General features: G+C 61.1%; 16 protein-coding genes. 3 read left to right on the forward strand and 13 right to left on the reverse strand.

Translation table 11 applies throughout. The annotated features are described in order from the left end of the window. Positions 1 to 7 precede the first annotated feature (7 nt). On the forward strand, positions 8 to 1168 hold the full coding sequence (locus tag RG836_RS17910; RefSeq protein WP_310848010.1) for an AAA family ATPase: 1161 nt from the start codon (positions 8 to 10) through the stop codon (positions 1166 to 1168). A gap of 129 nt (positions 1169 to 1297) precedes the next feature. Here the strand turns inward: RG836_RS17910 and RG836_RS17915 are convergent, their stop codons facing one another. The 10 genes from RG836_RS17915 to RG836_RS17960 form a co-directional block, all read right to left on the reverse strand. Then, entirely contained in the window at positions 1298 to 2179 is an 882-nt protein-coding gene (locus RG836_RS17915) for a transporter substrate-binding domain-containing protein (protein WP_310848012.1), read from the reverse strand. Continuing rightward, positions 2176 to 2958 (reverse strand): amino acid ABC transporter ATP-binding protein, encoded by a 783-nt coding sequence (locus RG836_RS17920; RefSeq protein WP_310848014.1) that lies wholly within the window; start codon positions 2956 to 2958, stop codon positions 2176 to 2178. Before RG836_RS17920 ends, RG836_RS17915 begins: the two co-directional genes overlap by 4 nt. Then, entirely contained in the window at positions 2955 to 3614 is a 660-nt protein-coding gene (locus tag RG836_RS17925) for an amino acid ABC transporter permease (protein WP_310848016.1), read from the reverse strand. The genes RG836_RS17920 and RG836_RS17925 overlap by 4 nt, the downstream gene beginning before the upstream one ends. After that, entirely contained in the window at positions 3595 to 4260 is a 666-nt protein-coding gene (locus tag RG836_RS17930) for an amino acid ABC transporter permease (RefSeq protein ID WP_310848017.1), read from the reverse strand. The genes RG836_RS17925 and RG836_RS17930 overlap by 20 nt, the downstream gene beginning before the upstream one ends. Before the next feature lie 600 nt (positions 4261 to 4860). Beyond that, the gene (locus RG836_RS17935; protein ID WP_310848019.1) at positions 4861 to 5640 is read right to left on the reverse strand and encodes a MetQ/NlpA family ABC transporter substrate-binding protein; all 780 of its coding nucleotides are present in this window, start codon (positions 5638 to 5640) and stop codon (positions 4861 to 4863) included. Positions 5641 to 5834: 194 nt separating this feature from the next. Then, a complete protein-coding gene (locus RG836_RS17940) occupies positions 5835 to 6782 on the reverse strand; it encodes a sigma 54-interacting transcriptional regulator (protein WP_310848020.1) in 948 nt (315 codons plus the stop codon). Positions 6783 to 6842: 60 nt separating this feature from the next. Beyond that, positions 6843 to 7424 carry an alpha/beta hydrolase gene (locus RG836_RS17945; RefSeq protein ID WP_310848022.1) on the reverse strand — a complete coding sequence of 194 codons (582 nt, stop codon included), beginning with the start codon at positions 7422 to 7424 and terminating at the stop codon, positions 6843 to 6845. A 278-nt stretch (positions 7425 to 7702) separates the two neighbouring features. Then, the gene (locus RG836_RS17950; protein WP_310848023.1) at positions 7703 to 8104 is read right to left on the reverse strand and encodes an ExbD/TolR family protein; all 402 of its coding nucleotides are present in this window, start codon (positions 8102 to 8104) and stop codon (positions 7703 to 7705) included. A gap of 1 nt (position 8105) precedes the next feature. Further along, on the reverse strand, positions 8106 to 8831 hold the full coding sequence (locus tag RG836_RS17955; RefSeq protein WP_310848025.1) for a MotA/TolQ/ExbB proton channel family protein: 726 nt from the start codon (positions 8829 to 8831) through the stop codon (positions 8106 to 8108). A gap of 44 nt (positions 8832 to 8875) precedes the next feature. Next, positions 8876 to 9694: an energy transducer TonB gene (locus RG836_RS17960; protein WP_310848027.1), complete on the reverse strand. Its 819-nt coding sequence runs from the start codon at positions 9692 to 9694 to the stop codon at positions 8876 to 8878. Between the two features lie 420 nt (positions 9695 to 10114). On the opposite strand from RG836_RS17960, the gene RG836_RS17965 reads away from it, so the two are divergent. Continuing rightward, a complete protein-coding gene (locus RG836_RS17965) occupies positions 10115 to 11035 on the forward strand; it encodes a LysR family transcriptional regulator (protein ID WP_310848028.1) in 921 nt (306 codons plus the stop codon). 98 nt (positions 11036 to 11133) lie between these two features. Here RG836_RS17965 and RG836_RS17970 read toward each other — a convergent pair whose 3' ends face one another. Beyond that, positions 11134 to 12207, reverse strand: coding sequence for a fatty acid desaturase (locus RG836_RS17970; RefSeq protein ID WP_310848029.1), 1074 nt, complete (start codon positions 12205 to 12207; stop codon positions 11134 to 11136). A gap of 100 nt (positions 12208 to 12307) precedes the next feature. Here RG836_RS17970 and RG836_RS17975 point away from each other — a divergent pair, with 100 nt between their 5' ends. Continuing rightward, a complete protein-coding gene (locus RG836_RS17975; protein WP_310848031.1) occupies positions 12308 to 13312 on the forward strand; it encodes an AraC family transcriptional regulator in 1005 nt (334 codons plus the stop codon). Positions 13313 to 13417: 105 nt separating this feature from the next. Here RG836_RS17975 and RG836_RS17980 read toward each other — a convergent pair whose 3' ends face one another. Together RG836_RS17980 and RG836_RS17985 are read right to left on the reverse strand one after the other, a co-directional pair. After that, positions 13418 to 13783, reverse strand: a complete 366-nt coding sequence (locus RG836_RS17980; RefSeq protein ID WP_310848033.1) for a response regulator — start codon at positions 13781 to 13783, stop codon at positions 13418 to 13420. A gap of 175 nt (positions 13784 to 13958) precedes the next feature. Further along, positions 13959 to 14645 (reverse strand): Crp/Fnr family transcriptional regulator, encoded by a 687-nt coding sequence (locus RG836_RS17985; protein WP_310848035.1) that lies wholly within the window; start codon positions 14643 to 14645, stop codon positions 13959 to 13961. Between the last annotated feature and the right edge of the window lie 77 nt (positions 14646 to 14722).

Below are 14722 nucleotides of genomic sequence, written 5' to 3' on the forward strand. Positions count from 1 at the left end.
AAAGCCCATGCTCAAAACCCTCGCGGTTGCCAATTACCGCTCGATCAATAAATTGGTGATTCCCCTCGGCCGCTTGAACCTGATCACCGGCCCCAACGGCAGCGGCAAGTCTAACCTCTACCGTGCGTTGCGGCTGTTGGCGGAAACCGCCCAGGGCGGCGTGGTGAATGCCGTGGCCCGCGAGGGCGGGCTCGACTCGACCTTCTGGGCGGGCCCGGAAAACCTCAGCCGACGGATGCGCAACGGCGAAGTGCCGATCGAACCCACCGTGCGCCACAGCGTCCGGCGCCTGCGCCTGGGCTTTGCCGGCGAAGACTTCGGCTACTCGATCGCCCTCGGCCTGCCGGAGAAAACGCTTTCGGCATTTTCCCTCGACCCGGAAATAAAAAAGGAATGTCTCTGGGCCGGGCCTTTCTATCGTCCCGCGAGCTTGCTGGTGGATCGCGACGGCCCGATGATCCGCACCCGCGACGGTCGCAGTTGGCAAGTCCAGGCGCAACACACGCCGAATTTCGACAGCCTGTTCGACCAGATCGGCAGCCTGCGGGACTCTCCGGAAGTGCTGCAGATGCGCGAGTTCATTCGCCGATGGCGCTTCTACGACCACTTCCGTAGCGACGCCGACGCCCCGGTCCGCCAAGCGCAATTAGGCACGCGCACGCCGGTGTTGCACCACGACGGCCGGGACTTGGCGGCGGCGTTGCAGACGATCCGCGAAATCGGCGATCCCGAGGCGCTGGATTCGGCCATCAGCGATGCTTTTCCCGGCGCGAAACTCAGCATCGCGCCGCTGCAAGGCGGACGCTTTGCCATTGAGTTTCATCAGGAGGGCTTGCTGCGGCCGTTGTCGGCAGCGGAATTATCGGACGGCACCTTGCGCTACCTGCTGTTGGTCGCCGCGCTGCTGACGCCGCGCCCGCCGTCGCTGATGGTGCTGAACGAGCCGGAAACCAGCCTGCACCCGGACCTGTTGCCAGCGCTGGCGCGCCTGATCATCCGCGCGTCCGCGCAGTGCCAGGTGTGGGTGGTGTCCCACGCCCGGCGCCTGATCTCAGCGTTGCAGCAAGACCCGGAGTGCCATTGCATCGTGCTGGAGAAAACCCTCGGCCAGACCGGGATTGTCGGCCAGAGGGTGCTGGATGAGCCGGCGTGGTATTGGCCGGATTGATAGGCGTCTGAAAGCATTCGCGAGCAGGCTCGCTCCCACAATTGACCCTGTTGTTCCGACATCCGCGATCAGTGTAGGAGCGAGCCTGCTCGCGAAAGGGACCGTAACGTCACCACTAAAGCGGGTGACTTACCCCTGCCACTTCCCGCCTTCGACAATCACGCTCTCAGGTTGGGTGTCGTCGCTCAGCTCTTTGCGCACGTATTGGTCGTAGAGCTTGAGCAGGTATTTCTCCTCGCCCAATTTGGCCAGTTCGGCGTTCACCCAGTCGCGCAGTTCGATATTGCCTTTCTTCACTGCCGGGGCAATCGGGGCTTCGGCGCCGAGTTTCTGGTCGAGTACGCGGTAGCCCGGGTTCTGCTTGGCCCAGCTGAACAGCACCAGGTTGTCCTGGGCGTAAGCGTCGCCGCGACCATTGGCCAGGGCTTGCAACGACTCGGAGTTTTTCTCGAACTTCAGCAGTTTCCAGTCCGGATGATTCTTGGTCAGCCAGATGTCGGCGGTGGTGCCGGTGGTGACGATGGTGGTGCGGGTTGCCAGGTCATCGAGGCTTTTCACCTCGCTGCTCTGCGGCACCAGGGCCTGCACCGCGACTTTGAGGTTCGGGTTGGTGAAGTCCACCGCTTCCTTGCGCTCCGGAGTGACGGTCATGTTGGCCAGGATCAGGTCAACCTTGTCGCTTTGCAGGAATGGAATCCGGCTCGCCGGTTCCACCGCAACGAATTCGACCTTGTTCTCGTCGCCGAGCAAGTCCTTGGCGAAACGGCGAGCGATATCGGTATCGAAGCCGACATAGCGCCCCGCTTCGTTGACGAAACCGAACGGCGGCTTATCGGTGAACACGCCGACAATTAGCTTGTCGCGGGCCTTGATCTTGTCCAGGTAACCGGCCGGCGCGGTGCTTTCGGCGGCGACTTTGGGTTTGGGCGGTTCTTCGGTTTTATTGCAGCCGGCGAGCAGGGCAAGGCCCAGCAGCGGCAAAAACAGCAGGGCGGATTTGGCAGTTTTCATAAAGGTTGCAGTTCCTGTGTAGGTGCTTTTTTTGGCAGTGCTTCAACGAAGGAGAATTTCTCCAGGAACTGCTGCGCTCGTGCGGTTTGCGGGTTCGTAAAGAAGCTCTCGGGGGTGTTCTGTTCAACGATGCGCCCGGCGTCCATAAACACCACGCGATCGGCCACGGCGCGGGCGAAGGCCATTTCGTGGGTGACGATCAACAGGGTCATGCCGTCGCGGGCCAGGCCCTGGATCACTTGCAGCACTTCCTTGACCATCTCCGGGTCAAGGGCGGCGGTGACTTCATCGAACAGCATGACCTGCGGGTTCATGCACAGCGAACGGAGGATCGCGATGCGTTGCTGCTGGCCGCCGGAGAGCTGACGGGGAAAGGCGTCGCGCTTGTCCGCCAGGCCGACGCGCTCCAGCAGCGCTTCGGCCTGGGCGGTGGCTTCGCGACGCTCGCGCTTCTGCACTTTCAATGGGCCGAGCAGCAGGTTGTCGATGACCTTCATGTGCGGGAACAGGTGGTAGCTCTGGAACACCATGCCGATCTGTTGGCGCACCTCGCGCCAGTCGGTGCCTTTGTCCAGCAACTCTCGGCCGGCAAAACGCAGGTGGCCGCTGTGGGCGCTTTCGAGGCCGTTGAGACAACGCAGCAAGGTGCTTTTGCCGCAGCCGCTGGGGCCGAGGATGACGATCACTTCGCCCGGCTCGACCGTCAGGTTGACCGCCTTCAACACCTGGTGCTCGCCGAAGAATTTGTTGAAACCCTGGAACTCGATCAGTGCGCTCATGCTTGCGTCCAGCGCCGCTCCAGCACGCGAGACGCGGCCGACAGCGGGTAACAGATGAAAAAGAAAAACAGGAACAGCACGCCGTAAATCAGGACCGACTCATAGGTGCGCTCGATGATTTGCTGGCCGACCTTGATCACGTCCACCACGCCGATCAGCACCGCCAGCGAGCTGGTTTTGATGATCCGCGTGTAGACGTTGATGGTCGGCGGCGTCATGCGTTTCAGCGCCTGGGGCAACAACACGTAGCCGTAGAGCTGCGGGCCGTCGAGACCGATCGACAGCCCCGCTTCGCGCTGCCCGCGCGGCAACGAGTGCAAGGCCCCGCGCACCCCTTCGCCGACCTCGCTGGCGCCCCACAGCGAGAGCACCAGCACCGCGCACCAGAAACTCGGAACGCTCAAGCCAAAGAAAATCGGCAAGCCGAAGAACATCAGGTATAGCCAGACCAGCACCGGGATCGCCCGGAACAACTCCAGATACACCCGCAACAGCGCGTTCAGCCATCCCACGCCCAAGGTGCGCAACACACCGTAAAGCACGCCGCCGACGGTGCTGAAGACGATGCTCAGGAAGGAAATCGACAAGGTTTGCGCGGCGCCCTTGCCCAGTTGCGGCAGCGACACCCACAACAACTCAAGACCCGAACTGGCCATGCTGGAGCCTCCGTTCCAGACGTCCGAGCAGCAGCGACAGTGGCAGAAACAGCAGCACGCAAATCAGCGTCAGCACGGTGAGCATTTCGTAGGTTTTGTAGTAGAGCGCGATGTAGCTCTTGGTGGTGTAGAGAATTTCCGGCACCGCCACCGCCGAGACCACGGTGGTTTCCTTGAGCAGGAAAATGAAATTGGCGAACAGCGACGGCAGGCTGAGAATGCCGGCCTGCGGCAGGATCACGTAGCGCAGCAACTGGCCGTTGGACAGTCCGATAGAGCGCCCGGATTCCAGTTGCGCCAGTGGCACGGCTTCGACACCGGCGCGCAGCACTTCGGTGAGGTAAGCGCCGCCCAGGAACGTCATGGTGATGATCGCAGCGGCAAAGCCCGACACCTTGATCCCCAGGGCCGGCAAGGCGAAGTAGACAAAGAACAGTTGGATGAGCAGCGGCGTGTTGCGCGCAAGTTCCACGTATAACCCGACCAGGCGCTGCAAGTAGGGCGTACGGAACACCAGGATCGTGGCGTTGATAAGCGCCACTAGCAGCGAGGTGCCGATGGCAATCAAACCGACTTGCAGGGTCACGCCCACGGCGCGCAGAAACGCCGGCAAGGTGCTGAGGATAAAGGCGTAGTCGAAGGTCATTGCAAATCCTGGACGCCGCAGGGTAAACGGCGGTGGCGCGGTCTATCGAGCGATGGGTAACCACTCGGCAAGCGCCGACTTTAAAGCTATAAAAACAATAATTTAAATACCGTTAAAGCATATTGATATCACGCAAAAACCTATCCATCGATTTGCCGAGACAGAAGAAGACGACTATTTTCCTTTGCACCGTAGGAAGGATCTTTTTTTGCGCTTTTTCTAGTAAAAGCCCCTTAAAGGACGCGCCGAACCTGGCCAGACTCCCCGGCCACACATCCTCAAGGACGAACGACATGGCAGACAAAAAGCCCCCGCGGCAAATGGACCCACAGGACATCGTGAAATTGTTGGTGGCGCTGCGGCGGGCGCTAAAGACCAGGACGGCTGAGTGCTTTTGAGGTTTTGGCGAGGGAGCTCGATCCTGTTCGGCCGATCCATGGCAATGACCTGACACCCCACCTGCGCAGGCTCTGGGGTCGCTTCGCAATCCAGCGGGAGCAAACTCCCTCGCCACATCGACAAGACCCGCCAATAAAAAACGCCAACGCTATGCAAGCCGTTGGCGTTCAAAACCTTGAAGGGGTTTAGTGCTGCCTCGAATCAGAACGCTGGCAATACCGCGCCGCTGTACTTCTTCTCGATGAAGGCTTTGACTTCCGGGCTGGTCAGGGCCTTGGCCAGTTTCTGGATGGCGGCGCTGTCCTTGTTGTCAGGACGGGCAACCAGATAGTTCACGTAAGGCGAATCCGAACCTTCGATGACCAGCGCATCTTTGGCCGGGTTCAGGCCCGCTTCCAGTGCATAGTTGGTGTTGATCATGTCCAGGTCAACCTGGTCCAGAACGCGCGGCAGCATGGCCGATTCCAGTTCCTTGAACTTCAGGTTTTTCGGGTTCTTGACGATGTCTTTCGGTGTCGACAGGGCGTTTTTCGGATCTTTCAACTCGATCAGGCCAGCCTTCTGCAGCAGCAGCAGGGCACGGCCGCTGTTGCTGCCTTCGTTGGGAATCGCAACGGTAGCGCCGTCTTTCAATTCAGCCAGGGATTTGACCTTTTTCGAGTAGCCGCCGAAGGGTTCAACGTGAACGCCGATCACGGTCACCAGATTGGTGCCCTTGCCTTTGTTGAAGCCATCGAGGTACGGCAGGGTCTGGAAGTAGTTGGCGTCCAGACGCTTCTGGTCGACCTGTACGTTCGGCTGCACGTAGTCAGTGAACACCTTGATGTCCAGCTCAACGCCTTCTTTGGCCAGGGTTGGCTTGATCAGCTCAAGGATTTCGGCGTGGGGTACCGGGGTTGCCGCGACAGTCAGTTTCTCGGCGTGAGCCAGGCCAGCGGTCAGGGCAGCCGCCAGTGCGGTGAACAACAGAACCTTTTTCATGCAGTGTCCTTATTAGAAAGATCGCGATCGTCGACGACGAGAGCTAACAGTACGAGTGCCAGTGAAGTGCTATCGCCGGCGTGGAGCGGACAATACCGATATTCTTTATGCCTTAACAATATCTTTTATTCACTTTGATATTCCATTTTGCTCATACAGCGCGTGACTTATCGGTCACGCAGCAGCCAACCGCTCTAGCCTGCGATTTTTGCCAGGCGTTCGGCGGTCTGATCGAGCAAACGCCGGAGCGCAGCCAGTTGTGCCGGTTCGGCGTCGGCGATCAGTCGAGCCAGCTGCCGTTCGATCAATGGCAGCGGCGCCAGGGCTTCAGGCAGGTTGAGATGCTCGGGGAGAATTTCATCGCCGGTGCTCACCAGCAAGGCGAAGTGAATGACGTTTTCCAGCTCACGGGTATTGCCCGGCCAAGTGTGGAGTTCCAGCACCTGCTGCGCCGCTTCACTGATCAGCGGCACCGGCAAGTCGAGGCGCTGGCTGTAGATGCCAAGGAAATATTCGGCCAGGGACAGAATGTCGCCGACCCGCTCGCGCAACGCCGGCAGCTCGAGCTGGCCTTCGCTGAGGTAATGGTAGAGCCGCTCATGGAATTTGCCGGCCGCCACCGCTTGCGCCAGGTCGATGCTGGTGGCGGCGACCAGGCGCACGTCCACCGGGCTTGGCTGATGCGCGCCGACGCGGGTGACTTCGTGGTTTTCCAGCGCGGCGAGCAGTTTGATCTGGATCGGCAACGGTAAATCGCCGATTTCATCGAGGTACAGGGTGCCGCCATTGGCCGAGCCGAACCAGCCGGCGCGGCTGCTGGCCGAGCCGCTGTAGCTGCCCGCCGAATAACCGAACAATTCGGCGTCGGCGTAGGTCGGGCTGATGGCGCCGCAATTGACCGAGACAAACAAACCGCCGCGGTCACTGGCGCGGTGAATGTGCCGCGCGAGCAATTCCTTGCCGCTGCCGGTTTCGCCGCGGATCAGCACCGAGATCGTGCGCGGAGCGAGTTGCTCCAGTTCCTGACGCAGTTGACGTGAACGTGGATCGACAAACACCAACGCCTTGGCGCGGATGCTCAGGGGGCTTTTCTCGGCATCGGGGAAGGTCAGCAGCGGCTGGCCGAAGGCTTCAAAACTCATGGCAGACTCCCGCCCAAAACCGCCGGGAGACGGGGGCGATGTTAAAAAATTAAAAGAGACTCAAGCACGGCGCAGGGCGTGGTGTTCCATGCGGTTTTGCAGGCGATAGAGATAGGCGAATCCCTGCTCCCAGCGCTGATGTCCGGACTTCACATTGATGTGCCCGGCACCGGACATGATCCCCGCTTCAGCACCCCAGTTGCGCGCCAGTTCCAAGGCGCGCGGGGCGCTCACGGCGCTGTCGTTGTCGGAGCTGACCACTTGGCTGGGGAACGGCAGCAGGTCGGTCGGGATCGGTGCAAAGTTGCGCAATGCCGGCGCGCAAGCCGGACGCTCGACGTCCGCCGGCGCGACCAGCAAGGCCCCGCGCACCTGACGCAGATACTGCACCGGCGCGGTCGCGGCCCAATGCGCGACGGTGATACAGCCCAGGCTGTGGGCGATCAGGATCACCGGAGTGCTGTCAGCGGCAATCGCCTCAGCCAGCGCCGCGACCCAGTCTTCACGACGGGGCGTCAGCCAGTCATCCTGTTCCACCCGCGCACTGTTCGGCAGGCTGTTCTGCCAATGGCTTTGCCAATGATCTTCTGGCGATCCTTGCCAGCCCGGCACAATCAGGTAGCGAATTGATTCGTTGCGCATGGGGAGCTCTCCTGCTGCTTGTCTGTTCCTGATCGAGTATAGGGATGGGAGTTATATTCGTTAAGGAATAAGAAGCTATTTATTAAGACCTGTATCGAATATTAAATTGATCCCCTTGTGGGAGCGAGCCTGCTCGCGAAAATGCTCTGCGATTCACATTGATGCTGAATTTGACGGCGCCTTCGCGAGCAGGCTCGCTCCCACAGCAATGCGGTTTGCGAGGCAAAAAAAAAGGGCCGCACCCTGCCAAGGAGACGGCCCGAAAAAACGTAAATCTGTTACCGCGCAGTGATCACCGACAACTTGGTAATACCAGCCCGCTCAATCGACGCCATGGCCCGCGCCACTTCGCCGTAGTTCACCCCGTCGTCGGCCTGCAATTGCACACGCACATCCGGGTCCTTGGCCTTGGCCGCCTGCAAGCTGAATTCGAGCAAGTCGGGCTGGATTTGATCCTTGTTGATGAACAGTTTGCCGGCGCCGTCGATGCTCACCACCAGCGGGTCCTTCTGCTCCACCGGCGCCACGGCTTCGGTCTTGGGCAAATTGATCGGTATCGAATTGGTCAGCAGCGGCGCGGTGACGATAAACACCACCAGCAGCACCAGCATCACGTCCACCAGCGGCGTGACGTTGATTTCGCTCAGTACCTCATCCGTGTCTTGCGTGGAGAAGGCCATATCAGGACGCCTCCTTCACTTTCTGCGCATTGCCCTGGGCCGCAACTTTATGCGCGGTCGGATGCAGCAACACGCGGAACGAACTCTTCTGCGCCAGGCTGTAGAAGTCATGGGCGAAGTCATCGAGGTCGGCCGCGGTCAGCTTCAGCCGGCGTAAAAAATAGTTGTAAACCAGCACCGCCGGCACCGCGACCGCGATCCCCACGCCGGTGGCGACCAACGCCGCGCCGATCGGCCCGGCAACGGTTTCCAGGCTCGCCGAACCCGCCGCGCTGATGCCTTTCAAGGCTTCCATAATCCCCCACACGGTGCCGAACAAACCAATAAACGGCGAGGTGCTGCCGATACTCGCGACCACTGCCAGACCGGTTTCCAGCGAACGCCGCTCGCGCACGATCTGCTGGCGCAACGCTCGTTCCAGTCGATCCTGATGGTTGATCGCCTGGCTCAAATCCGTCGCCGCCGGTGTCTCGCCCACCTGGATCGCCGCGTAGCCAGCCTGGGCCACTCGCGCGGCGGCGCCGGGGTGGGTTTCGCTCAGTTCGGCGGCCGAATCCAGGCTCGATGCTGCCCAGAACTGTTTATGAAACTTGCGATCCTGCGCCTTCAAACGTCCGAACTGCACGGTCTTGAGCAAGGCCAGACCCCACGTGGCCACGGAAAAAACCACCAGCAGCCAGATCACCGCGCTTTCGATGGATTGAAGTGGAGATGCCAGTAACGTCATGGTGTATTCCCTCGTGTAAATCTTTAGCGCGTATTGGTTTCGGTTTAATGAATCTTGAAATCGATCGGTACGCTGACCCAACCGTCCTGGGCAACATCACCCTGCTTGGCCGGGACGAAACTCCAGCGTTTCACCGCATTCACCGCCGCGTCGTCGAGGACGTCGCGGCCACTGCTTTTCTGCACCTGGATCTCGCCAGGTTTGCCGCTGGCCAGCACATGCACCCGCAGCAACACCGTGCCCTCCCAGTTGCGTCGCTGCGCCAGCGATGGATATTCCGGCGCCGGGTTTTTCAGGTAACCGGCGCTTGCCGAAGGCGGGGTGACCGGGGCCGGCGCTGGTGGTGCGGGTGGCGCCGGAGCGGCCACGGGCGCGGCCGGTTGCGGCGGCGCAGGCGGTTGCTCTACGGCTTTCGGGACTGGCTTGGGCGGCGGCTGTTTCACCACCGGTTTGGGTTTCGGCGGCTTCGGTGGCGCGGGTTTGGCGGCCAACTCATCGACCACCGGGGGTGGCGGAGGCGGCGGTTCGACCACGGGCGGGGGCGGGGGCGGGGGCGGGGGCTCGGCCACGGGCGGCGCCGGACGCGAAAACTCGATGGTCATTGGTGGAATCTGCGGCGGCACCACCGGCAAGGCCGGGGTCGGCTGCTGATTGATCCAGAAGATCACCGCGCTATGCACCAGCAACGCCAGCACGCCCAACGCGATCCCTTCGCGGCGGCTGAGGCTGCTCCTGGGCACACGCTGCAGACGCAACTGGCCCAGCGGCACCCGCACCGGTCGGCCCAGATCGACCAACTCGCCGCTCGGTGCCGGGCGCCACGGGCCCTCTTGGGCGCTGGCGGCGGTCTGGACTTTCCCCATTGCTTGACTCCCTACGGTCTCTTTACGAAAACGCGGCGCATCGCATCTGACTTGCCCCCGCGATGCGCCGAGGGGATGAATCATTGAGCTAGAGGCTTATCTCTGAAAGTAACCTTTACAGTTATGGTTAGACCGCAAACGCATATGTGAATTTGTCACTTGGCTGCAGGCCACGTTTTACAAGGGCTGCGACGCGTAGCAAAAAACCTCATGCTTTAAGTGCATCGAAAATATTCGTCGCAAGCATGGTGAATAGGGCTGACTGGCACCGAATTCAGGTGGCCCAAACAACGCTCTATCAATAGGCGATTTAGGTCTAATAAATTCAGCCGTGCTTCGTTGACGGAATAAGCGCTTGGCATTACAACCTTGGGCACGCGCGCAAGCGCCTGAGTGTTAGTCCAGGATGTCGGAAAGCCCATGGATCTTCGTCAGTTGCGTTACTTCATCGCCCTCAACGAACACCGCAGTTTTGTCCGCGCGGCCGACGCCATGGGGATTACGCAACCGGCGTTCAGTCGCAGCATCCAGGGCCTGGAGCAAGAGTTCGGTTGCGTACTGGTGGACCGTGGCAACAAGGATCTGCGCCCCACGCCCGAGGGCCAGGTGGTGCTGCAACATGCCCTGAGCCTGGTGCAAGGGGCGGCGTTGTTGAGCGCGCAAGTGACGCAGATGACCAAGCTCGATGCCGGCGAGTTGCGCTTCGGCTGCGGCCCGGCGCCCGCAGTGAAACTGGTGCCGGACGCGGTAGCGCAGTTCATCAATGCGCACCCGAAAGTGCGGACCTATTTCGAGGTGGATAATTGGGAAAAACTCAGCCGCGCATTGGGTCGCGAAGAGATCGAATTCTTTATCGCTGACATCCGCCATTTCGAGGCCGATCCGAACTTTCAGACCCAACCTCTGACGCCCAGGCGCGGGGTGTTCTTCTGCCGGCCGGGGCATCCGCTGCTGAGCAAGGAAAGCCTGTCGACCAACGACATGTTCGACTACCCGTTGGCCACCACGCTGATCCCGCCGGGGATTCGCAAACTGCTGGCGAACCTCAGCGGCCGCCTCGACTTTTCGCCGAGCATCGAGACCGAGCATTTCCAGGCGCTGGTGAAAATCGTCCGCCAGTCGAACGCAATCGGTATCGGGACGGCGGAGGCGTTTGTCGAAGACATTGCCGAAGGCTCACTGGTGCAACTGCACTGGCGCAACATGCCGCCGAACATCGAAGTGCTCAACACCCGCTGCGGCATTGTCAGCCGCGCAGGCTTCAGGCTGTCACCGGCGGCGCGGGCGATGATCGAGACTTTGATTGAGGTGGATAAATCGGAGGTGAGTGTAGCGGTGTAGCGTGGTCGCGGGGGATTCACACCTGTGGCGACACGATCAACTGTGACGAGGGAGCTTGCTCCCTCGCCGCAAATAAGCGCCATGCCACATGGCGATTGTCAGACCTGAGAAACGTGTGCCGCCGCGCTCACCACGTCTTCCCCGCGCTCAAACCGATTCGCCCGCGCAAACGTGCCGAAGTCATTGAAGCGCACACCCATTTCGCGCATGACTTTATGCGCCACTGGCACGGTCATCTGGCGGATGTAGAACGGCTCCTTGACCACAAAATGATGAATGCCGTGGCTGCTGCCGAAGTTGAAGCAGAACGCCTGCAACGGCCACATCCACCAGGGGTTCAGCACTTGGGTTTGCTGGATCACATTGCCCGGCTCGATATCGCCGTAGTAGTGCATGTTCGAGCTGACGAAATGCAGGCAGAAGGTGCGCAACACGTTCGGGCCGATGATCACCACTGCGGCGATATCGATCACCGACATGATCGACAACGTGGTGGCTGACCACTCGATCGAAGTCCCCAGCAACGCGGCGATGCCATTGGCCCCGTGGAAACCGAGGAACACGTACCACGCGCCCCAATGCACCAGCGCCAGCGGTGCGTAGACCTTCAAGGTGCGTTTGAGGATGCTGATTTTGTGCGCCCAGGTTTTGGCGCGCAGCAGGCGAATGAAGGCCGACATTACGTTGTCACCGACCATCAGCAACCGCGCAAAACCCCAGGGCTCGCCATTGGTGATGGCGCGTTCTTCCAGGTCGGTTTCGCTGCCGGAGACTTTGTGGTGGTTGAGGTGCAGGTGCCGGCGAATCCACGGATTGATCGTGCTCGGGCGCGCCAGCCAGACCAGGCCCAGCATCAGATTGTGCGGCACGCGTTGCTTGCGAAAATACATGCTGTGGATCAGGTCGTGCTCCAGCTCATGGGTCAAGGACGCGAAGAATGCGTTGAGCAACAGACACACCCACCACGCCAGCAATCCGCTGAGATAGAGCGCCGCCGAACCGATCATCCCGACCAGGGCGAAGGCCAGGATGCAAACGCCAATCGCGTCCTGATGATTGAGCAGCGGGTAGCGCTGGCGTAACTCGACGCCCCGGGCCAGCACCACTTGGCGAATATGTGCTGATCGCTGGGCTGCATTCAGTCGCGGGGGACTTGCAGAAGTACCGTCCATGCTTCCATCCTCTAGTGATTGATGGGTGCATCCTGCCCTGTTACCGGCGCCTGGGTGCTAGCCATGAACGCCAACCTGTTGACCGCAAGCGCCAATCAGCATGACTGAACCGACCTCCCTCGCCAGTTGGACCCGCGCCCTGCGCAAGCAACTCGATGCGCTGGGCCTCGACAGCACGAGCCTGTGCCAGCAAGCCGGGCTCGACCCGCAGCTGATGGACGACCCCAACGCTCGTTATCCGCTGTCCGGCACCACGCGCCTGTGGGAATTGGCGGTACAGTTCAGCGGTGACCCGGCGATCGGCCTGCGGGTGTCGCGGTTTGTCAGCCCGACCACTTTTCATGCCCTGGGCTACGCGTTGGTGGCCAGCGGCAGCCTGCGGGAAGTGTTCGAGCGGATCGTGCGTTATCACCCGGTGGTCAGCGATGCCCTGGCGCTGGAATTGAGTCGCGGCGATGACCGTTACCGCTTTCGCCTGAAAGTGCCCGCCGGCAGCCCGGCGCCGGCCTACGAAGCGATCGATGCCTTTACCGCGATCTACGTGCGCACCTGTCGCAATCGCCTCGGCCGCGATTACGCACCGCTGGCGGTGTACCTGCGTCGCCCGGAACCGGCCGATGCGCAGCCATGGCACAAGGTATTCCGCGCGCCGGTGCACTTCGCCGCCGAGGAAGATCGCCTGGAATTCGCTTTGCAGGACTTTGACAGCCACCTGGACGACGCCAACCCGGAGCTGGCGGAACACAACGAAGCGGTGCTCAAGCGCACCCTTGCCCAACTGCAACCGCTGACCTGGGAGCGCAAGGTGCGCAGCGCCATCGAGGCGCAATTGCCCGAAGGCGAGCCCAGCGCCGAACACATCGCGCAAACCCTGCACCTGAGCCTGCGCAGCCTGCAACGGCACCTCGCCGACGAAGGCTGCCGCTTCGACACCCTGCTCAACGAAAGCCGCGAAAACCTCGCCCTGCTGCACCTGCGCGACCCGCAATGCTCCCTCAGCGAGATCAGCTACCTGCTCGGCTTCGCCGACACCAGCAGCTTCAGCCGCGCCTTCAAACGCTGGACCGGGATGACGCCGGGGCAGTTTCGGGATGGGTTGAGATAGTCGGCAAAAGTTGAACCCCTGGCATGGGACGCAAGCAAAACTGCATCAAATACAGTGCAATTTGCTCATGACCAGACAGATGCACTGTATTTGATGCAGTTCACGTCAACGCCCGCGATCACGCCGCAACAACTTGCGTACCCTTGCCACCAGTGCCTTGTCGGTGAAAGGTTTGAGCAGGTAATCGTCTTCGTGCAGTTCCAGCCCGCGCAGGCGGTCTTCGATGCCGTCGATGGTTGTAAGGAACAGCACCGGGGTTTCTCCGAGTTTGCGGATTTGCTGTTGGAGCTGCCAGCCATTGAGGCCGGGTAGCATCACGTCGAGGATGATCAGTTCGTAAGCGCCGGACTCGATAAAACGCCGGCCGTCCATGCCGTTGACCGCCACGTCGACGCTGTAACTGGCTTCGCCCAGAGCCTGGGCCAGGCGTTTGGCGATTGCCGGTTGGTCTTCCACTAACAGCACACGCATGGCACACCTCGATTGATCAGGGCTACAGGCTAGGCGGGTTTGCGCGGATTGCCCACAACAATCACCCAGGCGCAGTGTGTGTGTGTGTGGGAGCGAGCCTGCTCGCGAATGCGGAAGGTCAGATAAATCGCAGTGACTGACAGGGCCTCTTCGCGAGCAGGCTCGCTCCCACCCGTTAGAGGGTGGCCACGGCCCGCAGGCGATCGGTGTCGAGGATTTCGATGGCGCCGTAGCTGAGTTCGAGGATGCCCTGGCTTTGCAGGTCTTTGAGGATCTGGTTGGTGGTCTGGCGTGACAGCGAGAGCATCAGCGCCAATTGCTCCTGAGGTAATTGCAGCACCCGGCGCGACTGCTCGAACTCGCCATAGCCCTCGGCGATCAGCAGCAAGCGGTGCGCCAGGCGCGCCGGGGCCGGGCGTAGGCTGAGTTGCTCGAGGTTGATGAAGGTCAGGCGCAGTTTGTGGCTCATCAACAGCGCCAGTTGCCGCCAGTGCACCGGGTGTTCCTGCAACAGCGCGAGCAATCCTGCCTGTGGAATTTGCAATAACGTGCAGTGACCCACGGCGTAGGCGTCATGGGTGCGCGGCTGGCCGTCGACCACACCGATTTCGCCGAACCAGTGCGAGGGATCGATCAGGCTAAGCAGCGCTTCCTTGCCCTGCTCGCTCACCGCGCCAACGCGCACCACGCCCTCTAGCACCGCGTACAACCCGCAGGGCGGATCGCCGCGCTTGAACAGCGCCTGGCCCGGCGACAGGTGTCGAATCCGCGCCAGCGCCAGCAGGCTATTCTGTAAGTGATCAGGAAGATGACTGAACCAGTGGCCGGTCATCAGGCGCGCACGCCAGGCCTGCAAGCCCATATGAATTCCCTAGAGTGTCGTGTGGCTGACAGAGCGAGCCGTGCTGCCGAGGCATGATCGGCCAACCTACCGGAGGA

The sequence above is a fragment of the Pseudomonas rhizozeae genome (assembly GCF_031583775.1).
Taxonomy (GTDB): Bacteria; Pseudomonadota; Gammaproteobacteria; order Pseudomonadales; family Pseudomonadaceae; genus Aquipseudomonas.